Origin of the sequence: Streptomyces sp. NPDC058646, assembly GCF_042716875.1 — a bacterium.
Classification (GTDB): domain Bacteria; phylum Actinomycetota; class Actinomycetes; order Streptomycetales; family Streptomycetaceae; genus Streptomyces.
Window position 1 is genome coordinate 63,329 of record NZ_JBHXRK010000021.1, and the last position, 15,257, is coordinate 78,585.

11 protein-coding genes and 1 pseudogene are annotated in these 15,257 nt (G+C 74.5%); 4 read left to right on the top strand and 8 right to left on the bottom strand.

From position 1 onward, the window contains the following. Window positions 1–9: 9 nt before the first annotated feature. The 4 genes from ACFWUZ_RS24620 to ACFWUZ_RS24635 all read right to left on the bottom strand — a co-directional run bounded on the left by ACFWUZ_RS24620 (window position 10) and on the right by ACFWUZ_RS24635 (window position 4,453). Complete coding sequence (locus ACFWUZ_RS24620) at window positions 10–852, bottom strand: aminoglycoside N(3)-acetyltransferase (RefSeq protein ID WP_384376746.1); 843 nt, start codon at window positions 850–852, stop codon at window positions 10–12. Next, entirely contained in the window at window positions 849–3,113 is a 2,265-nt protein-coding gene (gene fxsBH, locus ACFWUZ_RS24625; protein WP_384376749.1) for a radical SAM/SPASM protein FxsBH, inactivated beta-hydroxylase extension form, read from the bottom strand. Before fxsBH ends, ACFWUZ_RS24620 begins: the two co-directional genes overlap by 4 nt. A gap of 29 nt (window positions 3,114–3,142) precedes the next feature. Next, complete coding sequence (gene fxsA, locus ACFWUZ_RS24630; RefSeq protein WP_384376752.1) at window positions 3,143–3,307, bottom strand: FxSxx-COOH cyclophane-containing RiPP peptide; 165 nt, start codon at window positions 3,305–3,307, stop codon at window positions 3,143–3,145. Window positions 3,308–3,550: 243 nt separating this feature from the next. Continuing rightward, window positions 3,551–4,453: an alpha/beta fold hydrolase gene (locus ACFWUZ_RS24635; protein WP_384376755.1), complete on the bottom strand. Its 903-nt coding sequence runs from the start codon at window positions 4,451–4,453 to the stop codon at window positions 3,551–3,553. Window positions 4,454–4,785: 332 nt separating this feature from the next. On the opposite strand from ACFWUZ_RS24635, the gene ACFWUZ_RS24640 reads away from it, so the two are divergent. After that, a complete protein-coding gene (locus ACFWUZ_RS24640) occupies window positions 4,786–5,076 on the top strand; it encodes a hypothetical protein (RefSeq protein WP_384376758.1) in 291 nt (96 codons plus the stop codon). 148 nt (window positions 5,077–5,224) lie between these two features. On the opposite strand, the gene ACFWUZ_RS24645 is transcribed toward ACFWUZ_RS24640, so the two are convergent. Continuing rightward, window positions 5,225–5,827, bottom strand: a complete 603-nt coding sequence (locus ACFWUZ_RS24645; RefSeq protein WP_384376761.1) for a TetR/AcrR family transcriptional regulator — start codon at window positions 5,825–5,827, stop codon at window positions 5,225–5,227. A gap of 140 nt (window positions 5,828–5,967) precedes the next feature. On the opposite strand from ACFWUZ_RS24645, the gene ACFWUZ_RS24650 reads away from it, so the two are divergent. Both ACFWUZ_RS24650 and ACFWUZ_RS24655 read left to right on the top strand, forming a co-directional pair. Continuing rightward, window positions 5,968–7,368 (top strand): purine-cytosine permease family protein, encoded by a 1,401-nt coding sequence (locus tag ACFWUZ_RS24650; protein ID WP_384376764.1) that lies wholly within the window; start codon window positions 5,968–5,970, stop codon window positions 7,366–7,368. A 45-nt stretch (window positions 7,369–7,413) separates the two neighbouring features. Continuing rightward, a complete protein-coding gene (locus ACFWUZ_RS24655; protein ID WP_384376767.1) occupies window positions 7,414–9,081 on the top strand; it encodes an amidohydrolase in 1,668 nt (555 codons plus the stop codon). Window positions 9,082–9,209: 128 nt separating this feature from the next. On the opposite strand, the gene ACFWUZ_RS24660 is transcribed toward ACFWUZ_RS24655, so the two are convergent. The 3 genes and pseudogenes from ACFWUZ_RS24660 to ACFWUZ_RS24670 form a co-directional block, all read right to left on the bottom strand. Beyond that, complete coding sequence (locus ACFWUZ_RS24660) at window positions 9,210–9,401, bottom strand: hypothetical protein (RefSeq protein WP_384377004.1); 192 nt, start codon at window positions 9,399–9,401, stop codon at window positions 9,210–9,212. A gap of 80 nt (window positions 9,402–9,481) precedes the next feature. Next, window positions 9,482–10,120: pseudogene (locus tag ACFWUZ_RS24665) on the bottom strand (AAA family ATPase); the annotation flags it as partial. Window positions 10,121–10,297: 177 nt separating this feature from the next. After that, window positions 10,298–11,428 (bottom strand): DUF3533 domain-containing protein, encoded by a 1,131-nt coding sequence (locus ACFWUZ_RS24670; RefSeq protein WP_384376770.1) that lies wholly within the window; start codon window positions 11,426–11,428, stop codon window positions 10,298–10,300. Window positions 11,429–11,588: 160 nt separating this feature from the next. Here ACFWUZ_RS24670 and ACFWUZ_RS24675 point away from each other — a divergent pair, with 160 nt between their 5' ends. Continuing rightward, the gene (locus ACFWUZ_RS24675) at window positions 11,589–15,176 is read left to right on the top strand and encodes a DNA polymerase III subunit alpha (protein WP_384376773.1); all 3,588 of its coding nucleotides are present in this window, start codon (window positions 11,589–11,591) and stop codon (window positions 15,174–15,176) included. Window positions 15,177–15,257: the final 81 nt, after the last annotated feature.

The window sequence follows — 15,257 nt, forward strand, 5'->3', positions numbered from 1 at the left end:
TTCAGTCAATCAGCGTCTGTTTTCGGTCATCCATTCCACGGCGTGATCGACGGCATCCGGAATCGAGAAGAGCATGGCCGCTGCCCCTCCCACCCGCCCCCTGCGCACCCGCGAATCCGGGAACGTCCGGCCGATCTCCGCGAAATCGCTGTCGTCCAGCGCGACGTCCTCGTATGCGGTCCACTCCCCCTCCTGGCGGCGTCCTTGCCGCCCCTCCGGAAGGTTCACCTTCACCACACACTCGTACATGCGCAAGGGGGGCTTCGGAATTCGATACTCCGCGAGATGGAAAGCGGTGCAGACCGAGAAACCCACATTGATCATGAGTACCTGGCCCCCCTCCCAGCACAGCTTTCCCAGGGGCGTCTCCTCGCCGAGATGGCTTTCGACGCGGTGCCCCGAGCAGAGCCGCTCGGCGTCCTTGCCGAGGGCCGCGAAAGAAGTCTGCGGATGGGCGCTGCGCGCGGCGCCGGGGGCGGTACGGACGGCCTCGGCGAGGGCACCCATGCCCTGACTGGGGGTGCTCGCCGGGTCGAAGGGCGGCATCCGGTCGCGGAAGGCCGCCGCCCCGGACGCGTCCAGGCCGGCGATCCGCTCCAGATGGGCGCGGGAGCTCCGGGAGTTCTCCGGGGTGAAGGCCGGGACCACCAGGGTGCCGCCCGGGCCGAGCACGCCCGTCAGGGCGTCGCGCACGCTCGCGGGGGCCAGGCCGGTGCCCGCCAGCGAGGCGTGCACCATGAGGCGCATGCCGGGACGCACACCGAGCAGCCGCAGGTGCACGGCCAGCGCGAGGGCACCCGGCCCGCGGCGGGGCGGTACCGGACGGGGGCCCGGCGGGGCGGGGGGCGTCACGCGTCGACCGCCTTCAGCTCCCAGCGCAGCTCCGCCACCAGGCGCTTGCCGGTGCTCGTCAGCTCGGCCGCCCCCGAGAGCCGGTCCAGGGCCTGGTGGATCGGTTCCGACCCGGACGGCCCCGGGGTGCCCGTGGCCCGCCGGTACGCCTCCACCGCCACCCGTTCGTACACGTCGGCCAGCAGCCGCGACACGGGAACCGGGCGCTGCCGCCACGGCGACGGGTGCTGCCACTCGCCGTCGAGGGCGTACAGGTCGGCCACCTCGGTCAGTGCCCGCAGCCGGGCCCGCCGCCCCCCGGTCAGCAGGGCCAGCGCGGTCTCGGGCACCCCCGCCGCGTACGGCACCCCCAGTGCGCCAGGGCCGTGCCTCCCGGCCTCGCCCCAGCTGCCGGCCCGGGGTCCGCCCGCGAGCGGGGTCAGCGTGGTCAGCCCGGCGGCTGCCGCCCGGGCGAACTCCGGCACCGCCCCGTGCAGCAGGGCCCAGGCCCCGTCCAGCCTGGCCCGCCACTCCCCGGCCTCGCCGGCGCCCAGCCGCAGCCGGGGCGGCCGGGCGAAGCAGCTGCGGTCCGGGTCGAGGTCCTCCAGGGCCACCGGGGGCGCGCCCGGCCCGGGCGACCAGCTCCGTACGGGCTGCCAGCGGGCGTCCCCCGCAGCGGGCCCGAAGCGGTGCTCGGTCCGGCCGTCCCGGACGGCGTACCCGTCACCGGTGGCGCGGAGCGCGGCCCGGCCGTCCGTGCCCGGCTCCCCGAGCCGCAGCAGGCCCAGCGTCGGCAGGTACACCTGGCCGTCCCGGTAGGCCACCTCGGCCGGCAGCTCCAGCCGGCCCCGCAGGACGGCGGCGGCGGCCAGCGCGGTCAGCCGGCGCGCCGCGTCCGGGCCCCCGGTGCCGCCGGCCCGCGGCCCCACCCGTACGCCGTCCAGGGCGGCCAGCACCCAGGTCCGGGTGAAGGGGTGGCCCAGTACGGCGTCCAGCGCGGCCTCCCCGGCCCGGCCGGCCCGCTCCACCTCGCCCAGCAGCTCCCAGGCCCGGGCCCACGCGGGCTCCCCGGCGAGGTCCTCGTGGAGCCGGGCCAGCAGCACCCGCGTCAGCTCCTCCTGACTGCGGGCGAGTTCGGCCGGGTCGGAGAGTTCCGGGGCGGTCTCGCGGAGCCCGGCCCGGCCCTCGACCCCGTCCACGAGCTCGCGCAGGTCGGCGCAGTACACGGAGGGGTTGTCGAAGCCGTTCGCGGCCCGGTAGCGGTGGGTGTAGAGCCCGCCCCCGCACGAACGTACGACGGGGCACCGGCGGCACGGGTCGCTGACCCCGGCCAGGCCCAGCTGCCGGGCCCGTACCCCCGGATGGGCCGCGACCTCGTCCAAGGCGTGGTCGAAGACGTTGAAGCCGGTGGCCGCGGCTCCGTCGAAGGCGCTCTTGAGCGAGTCCACCTGCTCCAGGGTCCCGTCGGTCTCCACGACGACCAGGTCCGTGGGGGCGAGGCCCAGGGACTCGGTGAGGCTGGGCCCTCCGCGCAGGGTGGAGTGCAGGGACTCGAAGAGCCGTACGGGCACGGGCCGCTCCCGGCGCTCCCAGTGGTCGTAGACCCGCAGCAGCCAGCGCGCGTACGCGTCGGGGGCGCCGTCGGGCCGGACCGGGGGCGTCTCCCAGGTGGCGTGGGGGAGGAGGAAGTCCACCAGGGGCGGCTCCAGTTCGACGAGCGCGTCCAGGACGGCGACGGGGTCGTTGGCCACGTCCACGGTGCACAGCAGGCCCTGGTAGAGGTGGCGGTAGGGCGCGGAGCGGAGCAGGGCCACGGCGGCCAGGACCAGGGGGTGGCTCGTACGGCCGTCCGCGAAGCGGCGGTGGCGGTCGTTGGCCGCGCGGTCCCCGTCGAGGGAGATGCCGACCCGGACGCCGAACTCGTCGAAGAGGTCCAGGTGACGGGGGCTCAGCTGCAGGCCGTTGGTGTGGATCCGCAGGTCGAGGGTGGCGGTCCCGGCGAGGGCGCGGCTGAACTCCTCGCACACCGTCCGGAGCCGGGAGGTGCCCGCCAGCAGGGGTTCCCCTCCGTGAAGAATCACCGTGACAGAGGGGAGGGCATGGTCACGGGCATGTTCGGCGAGCCGCGACGCGGTGCGGGAAATGACCTCGGGGGAGATCACTTTCGGCCGGGCTCGCCAGCTCTGATCTGCATGTTCGTAGACATAGCAATGATCACACGCAAGATCGCATCTGCTGTGGACTTTCAGGACGATCTCACGAAAAGCGATCAGGCCGGTCATTCCACCAGTCTAGAGCGCGTACTTCGGTGTCAGAGCGCAGAGTTGAAGATCGGTGACTGAACCGGACGGCTGGATTCTGCCGGCAGCACGCGGCCGAGCTTGGCCGCCGCGGAGGCGCTGTGGACGTCGATCTGGGCGAGCGGGGTCCGGCGGGCCTTGACCGTGCTGGTCGCGGGGGCTGCGGAAGTGTTCACGACACCGTCCTTGAGGGGGCCATGTGGAATGGGCATGTGAATGACAACAACGGTGCGCTGCTGTCAAGCGTGGACTTTACTCGGCCACACCCCATTGGCAACTGAGACATGACGCCTGGTCAAGCGTTCTAGGCAAAGCCTGGGGGATTTCCAGAGATGATGGATTCGGCCGTTTGCCGGACGGCAAGATCCATTTCATTGTCCGGCCCCGTCGGGCGTGTCCGGCCCGCTCGCAGGCCGCGGCTAGGCCGGCTGCTGTTCGGTGAGCGGGGGTGCGGGCAGGTCACGGAGCAGCCAGGTCAGTACGTCGGGCAGGGCGCGCAGGGCGGCGAAGTGGGCGGCGGCCGGGTCGATGGTGGTGGTGGCACCCGGGATGCGGCGGGCCAGCCAGCGGGAGTGGCCCACGGGGGAGAACACGTCGAGCTCGCCGTGCCAGATCAGCACGGGGCAGCGGATGTCGGCCGGGTCGAAACCCCAGGGGCGGCTGAAGGTCAGGACGTCGTCGATCCAGCCGTACGCCGAATGGCGCAGCCCCTCGCTGTAGTTGCGCAGCAGCATCGACCGCAGACCGGCGTCGGAGACGATCAGGCGGTCGTTGGCGGTCAGCTCCCGGCGCAGCTCGTCCAGGAGCCGGCCGGGGTCCTTGCGGATGCCGGCGGCGCGCGGGATCAGCCGGGCCTCCAGGCCCTCCGGGTCGTCGGAGGCGGCGGTGTACTCCCGCACGTTGGAGGCGGCCATGCCGGCGAACCAGTCCAGGTCCTCGGCGTCCCGGGGGGCCAGGCCCACCATCGCCGCGGTCCGGGTGACCCGGTCCGGGAGCAGGGCGGCGCAGGCCAGGGCGCCGGGGGCGCCGCCGGACCGGCCGGCCACCGCGAAGGTCTCCAGACCGAGGGCGTCGGCGATGGCGGCCACGTCCTCGGCCACGTCGGCGACGCTGCGGCCCGGATGGCGGTCCGAGCCGCCGTATCCGGGCCGGTCGTAGGCGATGAGCTGCATCCGGCGCTGGTAGAGGACCATGCCCCGGGGGGCCGGGCCCAGGCGGCTGCCCGGCATGCCGTGGAGCAGGAAGACCGGTTTGCCGTCCGGATCGCCCCAGCGCTCCACCGTCAGAGCGCGTCCGTCCGCGGCGCGCACCTGATTGCGCACGCGTTCCCTCCCTCGCAGTCGAAGTGGGTCGTCACGGTGATTGTGCGCGCTGGGGGAGGAGCGCGGTAGGGCGCACTTCGCGCAAATTATTGTGAAGACATTCACAAGCTCTCAGGGGTCTTTGGCCCTTCCCTGTTCATGCAGGTCACCATGGGTATGGCCGGGGAGTCGAGGAGGGTGGGGGAGGGTGAACGGTACTTCGTCCTCCCCGGAAAGGGCCTTTTCGGCGCGGCAGCTTCCGCTTTTGGATGTCGAATTGAGGTGGCAGGTCGAGCCGTCGGGAAAAGGCGGGTCGCCGGTTCGGTCCGGGTCGAAATGAAGGAGTTCCTGTCGTGCGGGCCGACGAGAGGGCGGACGGGCTGGTCCAGGCGGCGCTCACGGTGCTGGACCGGTTCGAGCCGCCCGATCAGGAGCGGGCGGGCCGCATCGTCAGGAACTGGCGCAAGAGCCGCCGCATGTCGTCGGTCATCGGCATCCGCCAGTGGGCGGGGGCGCACTGGTCGGCGTGGGCGTTCACGGCCTGGGCCGGCCGGGGCGCCGAGGAAGGTCCGCTCGTCCACCCGGCGCACTGCGGCACCGCGGAGGGCGTCCCGGCCGGGGAGGCCGCTGCCGAGGAGGGCTGACGTCCGACCTCCGGCGCCCGACCCCCACCCCGACCCTGACTTCCGCCCGGTGCCCGGCCACCGCCCCTGACCCCCGACCCCGGCCTCCGGCCGGGACCCCGGAGCCCGCCCGGGACCCCGGGCCCCGGGCGGGCTCCCGTCCTGCCGGTCAGAGGTGGGGGACGAGGGCCGCGGCGGCCGAGCGGGCCCGTTCCAGGGCGGCGGACCGGTCCGCGCCGCGCTGGCCCAGCACCACGCGGGTGCTCAGGCCGTCCAGCAGGGCGAGCAGCTCGGAGGCCCGGCCGGGCACGTCCATCGCGGCGAAGCGGCCCTGGTCCACGCCCTTGACCAGCAGGGCCTCCAGGTCGCGCTGCCAGCCGGCGTCGATCTCCTGCTGGGCGGCGCGCAGCGGTTCGTTGGAGGCCGTACGGGCCCACAGTTCGATCCACAGGGTCCAGCGGGGGTCGCGGGGGCCGTGCGGCAGGTACAGCTCGACGAAGAGCGCCAGCTTGCGCTGCGCGGTGACCCGACGGCCCATCAGTTCCGCCCGCTCGGCGCTCAGTCGGGCCTCGCTCCAGCGCAGGGCCTCCAGCAGGAGCCGGTCCTTGCTGCCGAAGTAGTACAGGATGTGGCCGCCGCTGGTGCCGAGGCGCTCGGCGAGCGCGGACATCGTGAGCGAGGCCAGCCCGTCCTCGGCGATCGCCGCCATGGCCTCCTCCAGCATCCGCTCCTGGGCGATCTGCCCGTCGCGCCGCCGCGCCGTTCCCGCCACCGGCCCCACCCTCCTGATCTTCCTGGCCCGACCTTATCCCGGACAGGGTCTTGACGGGCCGCGGTCCAGCGCGCATCTTGAATGCCATTCAAGAACTTAGAACGTCATTCAAGGTTCGCAGCCAAGGTCAGGGGCCCGCCATGGGACAGCAGCTGAGACAGCAGGAGACCGTCGACGCCGACGAGGTGTTCCGGGTCGAGACCCACGGCATCGACCCCATCCCCGACGCCGAGCGCCACGGCAGCGCCAAGGACCTCTTCTGGCTCTGGTTCGGCTCCAACCTCACCTTCACCTACGTGATCAACGGGGCCCTCGCCGTGGCCTTCGGGCTCTCCTTCTGGCAGGCCACCGCCGTGGTCGTGATCAGCGGGCTGTCCTTCTTCGCCGTCAGCGCCGCCGGCCTCAGCGGCATCCGCACCGGTACCGCCACCCTGGTCATCTCGCGCGCCGCCTTCGGGGTCCGCGGAAACCTTCCGGCAGGCGTCCTGAACTGGGTGGTGAGCATCGGCTACACCATCGTCAACACCGTGGTCGGGACGCTCGCCCTGGAGGTCTTCCTCGCCGGCGTCGGCCTCGGCAGCGGGACCGCGGTACGCGCCCTGTCGCTCGCCGTCACCCTCGCGCTGACCTTCGCCGTCGCCCTGTGGGGACACGCCACTGTGCAGTTCGCCGAGCGCTGGATGGCCTACGTCCTCGCCGCCGGCTTCGGCGTCCTGCTCGTCTTCGTCCTGCCCGGCGCCGACACCGCCGCCCCGGCCGCCGCCCCCGGGCTGTCCGGCTGGAGCCTCGCCTTCGTGGTCATGCTCGCCGGACCGTTCTCGTACCTGCCGATGCCCGCCGACTACACGCGCTACCTGCCCCGCACCACCACGCTCAAGTCGATCACCTGGAGCGGCGCGCTGGGCGGATTCCTCTCCTCCGTGGCCCTCGGCGTCGCGGGCGTCGCCGCCGCCACCCAGACCGACATGACCGACGCCGTCGCCGGGGCCGGGAGCCTGCTGCCCGGCTGGTTCCAGCCGCTGTTCCTGGCCCTCGTGCTCGGCGGCTCCGTCACCAACTCGATCATCACCCTCTACTCCTCCAGCCTGAACCTCCAGGTCCTCGGCATCCCCTGGAGCCGCGCCCGCGCCATCGTGATCAGCGCCGCCGTCACCGCCGCGGGCTCGCTGGCCGCCCTCTTCCTCACCGACTTCACCACCTCGCTGCTCTCCTTCCTCTCCCTGCTGATCATCGTGTTCGCCCCCTGGGGCGGCGTCTTCCTCGCCGACATGCTGCTGCGCCGCTGCCGCTACGACGCCGACGCGCTGCACGCCGGCCGCGCGGGCGCCTACTGGTACCGGGCCGGCTACCACCCGGCCGGCCTGGCCGCCCTCCTCGTCGGCATGGTCTTCGCCGCCCTGACCTGCGACTCCGCCCTGTGGACCGGGCCTCTGGTGGCCCCGCTCGGCGGCGCCGACCTCACCCTGCTCGGCGCGGTCGTCTCGGGGCTCGCCTACTGGGCCCTGGCGCGGCGCGTCCCCGCGTACGCCGCGGCCGCCTGACCTCCCCCCCCCGCACCCCACCCCTCTGCACAGGAGCACCACCCCATGCCTGGCACTGCACAGCCCTTCCCCGCCGACCTGCTGCTCACCGGAGCCCGCATCCACACCGTGGACCCGGACCTGCCGGAGGCCGAGGCCCTCGCCGTGCACGACGGCCGCATCGTCTGGGTCGGCCCGGCCGCCGGGGCCGCGGCCTGGTCCGGACCGGACACCGAGCGGATCGACGCGGGCGGGAAGCTGGTGCTGCCCGGCTTCATCGACGCGCACAACCACGTCCGGCTCGGCTCCGACGGGGCCTGCGTGCAGCTCGCCGGGGTACGCACCCTGGAAGGCATCCACGGGGCGATCCGGGCCTGGCACGTGGAGCACCCGGACGCCGAGTGGATCGAGGCCGAGGCCTTCGACTACTCGGCCATCCCCGGCGGCCGGATGCCGACCGCGGCCGACCTGGACCCCGTCACCGGGGGCACCCCCGCGATCGTGCTCTCGTACGACGTCCACACGGCCTGGCTGAACACGGCGGCCATGCGTCGCCTCGGCGTCACCCGGGACCGCACCGACCTCCCCTTCGGCACCGCCGCGACGGACCCGGAGACCGGCGAGCCCACCGGGTTCGTCAAGGACTTCGCCGTCAAGGGGCTCTCGCGCGACGGCCACCGCGCCCTGCGCGACCTGGGCGTGCCGTGGGCCTCGCCGGACCGGCAGTACGGGCGGCTCGCCAAGAGCCTCGACGACGCGATCGGCTTCGGCATCACCACGGTGGTGGAGCCGCAGAACTCCCTCGACGACCTGGAGCTCTTCGAGCGGGCCCGTGCGGAGGGGCGGCTGCGCTCGCGGATCGTCGCCGCGCTGTTCCACCCGCGGGGCACCACGGAGGCGGAGCTGGACGCCTTCGCCGCGGCCGCCCGCCGGTACGCGGGGGACCGGCTGCGGGTGGGACCGCTCAAGCTCTACATCGACGACGTGGTGGAGCCGCGTACGGCCGCGCTGCTGGAGCCGTACGCGGGCTGCGGCCACCACCGGGGCGAGACGTTCTACCCGGCCGAGGAGTTCGCGGAACTGCTCGCGGGGCTCGACGCGCGGGGCTTCCAGTGCTTCGTGCACGCCACCGGCGACCGCGGCATCCGGACCGTCCTGGACGCCGTGGAGCACGCCCGGGCGGTCAACGGCCCCCGCGACGCCCGCCACCAGGTCGTCCACGTGGAGTGCCTGGACCCGGCGGACGTCCCGCGCTTCCGGGAGCTGGGCGTGGTCGCCTGCATGCAGCCGAGGCACTGCGCGCCTGAGATCGCCGGTCCCGGCCAGGACTGGGCCGAGAACGTCGGCGAGGACCGCTGGCACAAGGCCTGGCCCATGCGGAGCCTGCACGAGGCCGGGGCCGTACTGGCCTTCTCCAGCGACTGGAACGTGGCCGAGATGGACCCCATGGTCGGCATCTACACGGCGGTCACGCGCCGCCGGCTGTCCGGCGGGGGCCCCGCGTGGCAGCCGGCCGAGACGGTGGACGTGGAGACGGCCGTGCACGGCTACACGATGGGCTCGGCCCACGCCAACTTCCTGGAGGCGGACCGGGGTTCGCTCACCGTGGGCAAGGCCGCCGACTTCGTGGTCCTGTCCCGCGACATCCTCGCCGTCCCGGCGGAGCAGATCCCGGGCACGGTCGCGGAGACGGTGGTGGTCGCGGGCGAGGTGGTCCACCGGGCCGGCTGCTGACGCGGGGATTCCGCTCGTAGGGCGGGGCCGTTCCCCGCAGGGGCAGCGCTTGTCCGGGGGGTCACCGTCTCCTGGCCGTCCCGGACCCGGCCGACTGCGCCTGAGCCAGGGCGGGTGCGGGCCCCGGTTCAGCGCTGGGGCCAGTACCAGAGCGGCTCGTCCAGGGGGCCCTCGCGGTCTGCGACCTCCGTGCGGCCGTACTCCTTGACCAGCTCCACCGTCCGCAGGTGCACCCGGTGGCGCCGGGCACCCGCGGCCAGGGCCTCGGCCAAGGGGGAGGCGTGGGTGACCACCACCGTCCGGGTGTCCCGGCTCGCCATGAGGACCAGGTCGGCGAGGGGGCCAGCAGGTCCGGGTGGAGGCTGGTCTCCGGCTCGTTGAGGACCATCAGGGCGGGCGGGCGCGGGGCCAGCAGGGCCGCCGTCCACAGCAGGTGGCGCAGGGTGCCGTCGGAGAGTTCGGCCGCGCCCGGTGGCCGCAGCAGGCCGTGCTGGTGGAGTTCCAGCCCGAACCGGCCGTCGAGGTCGGTGACCGAGACCCGGGTCCCGGGGAAGGCCGCGTCGACGGCGGCGTCCAGCGCGGCGTGGTCGCCGGTCTCCCGGATCGCCTGGAGCGCCGCGGGCAGGTCTGAGCCGTCGGAGGCGAGCACCGGCGTACGGGTGCCGATCCGCGGGCGAAGAGGGAGCCCGGGACGGGCGCCGGGTGGCCGAAGTCCACCGCGTACCCGAACCCTCCGCCCGCGAAGCCCAGCCGCAGGCTGACCGGCTCGGTGCGGACCGTCCCCGGAGCGGCTGGGTCCCCTCGCGGACGGCCCGGGCGAGCTTCTCCGGGCCCGCCCACAGGGTGGACGGCAGCCCGCCCTCCCGGGCCGGCGCGGCGACGGCCCGCCCCGCCCCGGGCGGAGCCGGCGAGCAGGCGCAGCGCGGTGGAGGCTGGACTTCCCGGTCCCGTTCGCGCCCGTGACGACGGTGAGCCGGGCCAGCGGGACGACCAGTCCGCGCAGGGAGCGGTAGTTCTCGACCGCCCGGGTCGTGATCACGGGGAGGTCATGTCTCGGGGTGTTCCTCGGGGGCGAGGAAGCGGCCCACGGGTGAGGGTGACCACGCTGAAGCCGGTGAGCCCGGGCGCGCCCGGCCGGGCCCGGGCGCCGGGTTCCGTCCGCCCGAGGGGCCGGCCTGTTCGGCCGGCCCCTGACGGTTGCGGAGGACGGGGTCGTTCACCGGGCGTCCGTCTCCTCGGGGCCGCCGGTGGCGGCGAACCGCGGGACGGAGGGCGCGTCGTCGGGGAGCCCGCTGCCCACGGCGGCCCCGGCCCGTCCCTTGCGGGACCGCGCGCAGAGCAGGGTGACCGCGGAGCCCAGTACCGCCCAGCAGGCCAGCACCAGCACGGGTCCGCCCGCGCCGTTGCCCCTGAAGTACGCGATGGAGCGCGCGGCGTACGTACCGGCGCCCGGCGGCAGGGCCGGGCCGATGGTGCTCCAGAACGGCGGCAGCAGCGGGTAGGGGTAGGCGCCGCCCGCACTCGGGTTGCCGAACACCACCACCAGCAGGATCGCGAGGCCGATGCCGACCACGCCCGCCAGCCCCTGGAAGGCCAGGGTGATCGCACCGACCGCGAAGACGACCAGGGCGCCCAGCCCCCACAGGGCCACGAGGGATCCGGGCAGGGCGTCCAGGACCGGGCCCGCGATGACCGCGCCGAGCAGCCCCGCGGCCAGGGCGTACACGAGCAGCGCGCCGAGCCGGATGACCGCCCGGGCGGCGTTCGCGGGCCGGGCGCCGGCGCTGATCGCGAGGATCGCGGCGCACAGGTAGCCGCCCACGCACCAGCCCACGACCAGGTAGAAGGAACTGAGGCCGCGCGCGTCGCCCGCGGCGACCGGGGCCACGTCGGTGACCCGGACGGAGCGGCCCTGGCTCTCCCCGACCTTGAGGACGACCTCCTCGATGGCCTGGGCGAGCGAGGCCCCCGCGCCGCCCGCGACCAGCAGCCGGTCGGTCCGCCCGGCCGGGTCGACGATCAGGGCGCCGTCCACCTCCCGGTTCCTGACCTGGGCGCGCGCCGTGCCCTCGTCCTCGACCGCGCGCGGGTCGAGCGGCCTGCCCTCCAGGGCGCCGAGCTGCCGTGCGTACTCCTCGGCGGCCCGGGGGGTGGGTGCGGCCACGGCGACCGGGATCTCGCTGGGCCGGGGGTGGTGGAACGCGCCGACGTACGAGGTGATGAAGGCGAGCTGGAGCGCCAGCACCCCCAGGACCAGCAGCGCGGCCCGGGTGGTCACGGCGTCCTTGATCTCGGCGAGGAACCCGCCGGACGGACCTGCGTCGTTGCTCTGGGTGGGCTGGGTCATGCCCCCACGCTCGGCGCGGGGGCGGGGAGCCGCAGCAGGGACGGGCCGAATGGATGACCTGCGAGCCAAGAGCAGTCGAACTGGTGTTTCGCACGGATATTCGAATTGCTCTATGGTGGATGACGGGGGGAGGTTCATCGAGCGAAGCAGGAGGCCGCGGGTGCCTGGTTTTACGCATCTGCACACCGTTTCGGGGTTCTCCGTGCGCTACGGAGGCTCGCACCCGGAACGGCTGGCGGAGCGCGCCGCGGAGCGGGGCATGGACGCCCTCGCCCTGACCGACCGCGACACCCTGGCGGGCGCGGTGCGGTTCGCGAAGGCGTGTGCGGAGGCCGGGATCAGGCCGCTGTTCGGGGTGGACCTGGCCGTGCCGTCCGCGGCGGACTCGGCAGGTCCGGGGAGCACCGGCCCCGGCCCCGGTTCCGCAGGATCCGGTCCGGCAGGGTCCGGTCCGGCGGGGTCCGTCTCCGGTCCCGGCGGTTCCGCCGAGGCCTCGTACCGGCGGCGCAGCCCCGTCAAGGGCGGGGCCTTCATCGACGAGTCCGCCCCGCGCGCCGTCTTCCTGGCCCGCGACGGGGCCGCGGGATGGGCCGAGCTGTGCCGGATGGTCACCGCCGCCCACGCCGGGTCCGGGTCCGGGTCCGGGCAGCCCGTGCTGTCCTGGGGCGACCTGCGCGGAGAGGGCGTCTTCGTCCTGCTCGGGCCGGGCTCCGAGCCGGTCCGGGCGCTCGCCGCGGGCCGCCCCGACCGGGCCGCCCGGCTGCTCGCGCCCTGGCGGGAGGTCTTCGGTGCATCCCTGCGCCTGGAGGCCGTCCACCACGGCCGGACCGGCACCGGCCCCGGCTCGCTCCGACTGGCCGCCCGCACCGTCGGCTTCGCCGCCGAGCAGGGCGTCCCGGCCGTGCTGACCAACGCCGTCCGGTACGCCGACCCCGGGCAGGGCCCGGTCGCCGACATCCTCGACGCGGCCCGCCGCCTGGTCCCCATCGACCCCCGCGGCCCCCTCGACAGCGGCGAACGCTGGCTCAAGGACCCCGGAGCCATGGCCGAGGCCGCCGACCGGATCGCCCGGGCGGCAGGGCAGCGGCCCGCCGACGCCCGCCGGCTCCTCGCGGAGACCCGGCGTACGGCCGAGGCCTGCGCGGTGGACCCCGAGGACGACCTCGGCATGGGCTCCGTGCACTTCCCCGAGGCCCGACTCGTCGGCGCCGCCCACCGCAGCGCCCAGCGCGTCCTCGCCTCCCGCGCCTCGGCGGGCATGGTGCTGCGCGGCTACGCGGACGACCGGGCGTACTGGGAGCGGATGCACCACGAGCTCGACATCATCGCCTACCACGGCTACGCCTCATACTTCCTGACGGTAGCTCAAGTAGTGGACGACGTACGGGAGATGGGGATCCGGGTGGCCGCCCGCGGCTCCGGGGCGGGCTCCCTCGTCAACCACCTGCTCGGCATCGCGCACGCCGACCCCGTCGCGCACGGCCTGCTGATGGAGCGCTTCCTGTCCAAGCGCCGGCACGTCCTGCCCGACATCGACATCGACGTGGAGTCCGCCCGGCGCCTGGAGGTCTACCGGCGGATCATCGGCCGGTTCGGGGCCGAGCGCGTCGCCACCGTGTCCATGCCCGAGACCTACCGGGTCCGGCACGCCATCCGCGACGCCGGCGCAGCCCTGTCCATGGACCCGGCCGCCGTCGACCGGCTCGCCAAGGCCTTCCCGCACATCCGGGCCCGCGACGCCCGCGCCGCGCTGGAGGAGCTGCCCGAACTGCGCGACGTACGGGGGGAGTCGTACGGGAGGCTGTGGGAGCTCGTCGAGGCGCTGGACGCGCTGCCGCGCGGTACCGCCATGCACCCGTGCGGGGTGCTGCTCTCCGACGCCTCGCTGCTCGCCCGTACGCCGGTGGTGCCCACCAGTGGCGAGGGCTTCCCCATGTCCCAGTTCGACAAGGACGACGTGGAGGAGCTCGGATTGCTCAAACTCGACGTGCTGGGCGTGCGCATGCAGTCCGCGATGGCGCACGCGGTCGCGGAGATCCGGCGCGGTACGGGGGAGGAGCTCGACCTGGACGACCCGGCGCAGGTGCCGCCGGGCGACCGGGCCACGTACGCGCTGATCCGCTCCGCCGAGACGCTGGGCTGCTTCCAGATCGAGTCGCCGGGCCAGCGCGACCTGGTGGGACGGCTCCAGCCGTCGACCTTCGACGACCTGGTCGTCGACATCTCACTGTTCCGGCCGGGGCCGGTGGCCGCCGACATGGTGCGGCCCTTCATCGAGGCCCGGCACGGGCGGGCGCCGGTGCGCTTCCCGCACCCGGACCTGGCCGACGCGCTGCGCGAGACGTACGGGGTGGTGGTCTTCCACGAGCAGATCATCGAGATCGTGAACGTCATGACCGGCTGCGGGCGGGACGAGGCGGACCGGGTGCGGCGCGGACTGTCCGACCCGCAGTCGCAGGGACGGATCAAGGTCTGGTTCGCGGCGAAGGCGGGCGAGCGCGGCTATCCGCTGGAGGTGATCGGCCGGACCTGGGAGATCGTGGAGGCCTTCGGCAGCTACGGCTTCTGCAAGGCGCACGCGGTGGCCTTCGCGGTGCCGACGTACCAGTCGGCGTGGCTGAAGGCGCACCACCCGGCGGCCTTCTACGCCGGCCTGCTCACCCACGACCCGGGGATGTACCCCAAGCGGCTGCTGCTGGCGGACGCGCGGAGGCGGGGCGTCCCGGTGCTCCCGCTGGACGTGAACCGGTCGGCGGCGGACCATCGTATCGAACTGGTGTCCGATGCACCTCGGGTGTGGGGCCTGCGCCTGGGGCTGTCCGACGTCCACGGCATCAGCGAGGCCGAGGCGGGCCGGATCGAGGCCGGACGGCCGTACGCGTCCCTGCGCGACTTCTGGGACCGTGCGCACCCGGGCCGGCCGGTGGCCGAACGCCTCGCCCAGGTGGGGGCGCTGGACGCCTTCGGCGCCAACCGGCGCGACCTGCTCCTGCACCTGACGGAACTGCACGGCGCGCAGCGGGCCGCCGGGGTGCGCGGCGCCGCCCAACTCCCCCTGGAGGGAGGCCGTTCCACGGCTCCCGTCGGGCTGCCCGACCTGACCGACACGGAACGGCTCAGCGCCGAACTGGGGGTGCTCGGGATGGACACCTCACGACACCTGATGGAGGACCACCACGCCTTCCTGGCCGAGCTGGGGGTGATCCCGGCGCGGCGGCTGCGGGACGTCGAGCACGGGCGGACGGTGCTGGTCGCGGGCGCCAAGGCGGCCACCCAGACCCCGCCGATCCGCTCCGGGAAGCGGGTCGTCTTCACCACGCTGGACGACGGGACGGGCCTGGTCGACCTCGCCTTCTTCGACGACAGCCACGAGGCCTGCGCGCACACCGTCTTCCACTCCTTCCTGCTGCTGGTACGGGGAGTCGTGCAGCGGCGGGGCCCGCAGAGCCTGAGCGTGGTCGGGGCGGCGGCCTGGAACCTGGCGGAACTGGTGGAACTGCGGGCGTCGGGCGGCCTGGACGCGGTCGCCTCCCGGCTGGCCTCCGGCGGCGGCGGTGCCGGGGCGGCCCGGAACGGAGGCGGGGACGCCGGCGGGGCCGGGGCCGACGCCGGCGCGGCGGGGGCCGGCCGCCGGATCCGCCTCTCCACGGGGTACGAGCTGAACCCCTGGGCCGACCTGCAGCCGCCGGGCGAGGGCCCCGCGACCGGCCGCAAGCTGTGGCACTCCAGCCCGGGGAGCGCGGGATGACCTCCGCCGGGAAAACGGCGACGGGACCGGCTCCGGCCCCGGCTCCGGCTCCGGTGTCGGGTCTGCTCCCGGTTGCGGGGG

Bases quoted from the DNA above. Each gene is read 5' to 3' on its own strand.
- fxsBH (WP_384376749.1), bottom strand. From the start codon at position 3,113: ATGACCGGCCTGATCGCTTTTCGTGAGATCGTCCTGAAAGTCCACAGC.
- ACFWUZ_RS24670 (WP_384376770.1), bottom strand. From the start codon at position 11,428: ATGACCCAGCCCACCCAGAGCAACGACGCAGGTCCGTCCGGCGGGTTC.
- ACFWUZ_RS24660 (WP_384377004.1), bottom strand. From the start codon at position 9,401: ATGGCGAGCCGGGACACCCGGACGGTGGTGGTCACCCACGCCTCCCCC.
- ACFWUZ_RS24655 (WP_384376767.1), top strand. From the start codon at position 7,414: ATGCCTGGCACTGCACAGCCCTTCCCCGCCGACCTGCTGCTCACCGGA.
- ACFWUZ_RS24650 (WP_384376764.1), top strand. From the start codon at position 5,968: ATGGGACAGCAGCTGAGACAGCAGGAGACCGTCGACGCCGACGAGGTG.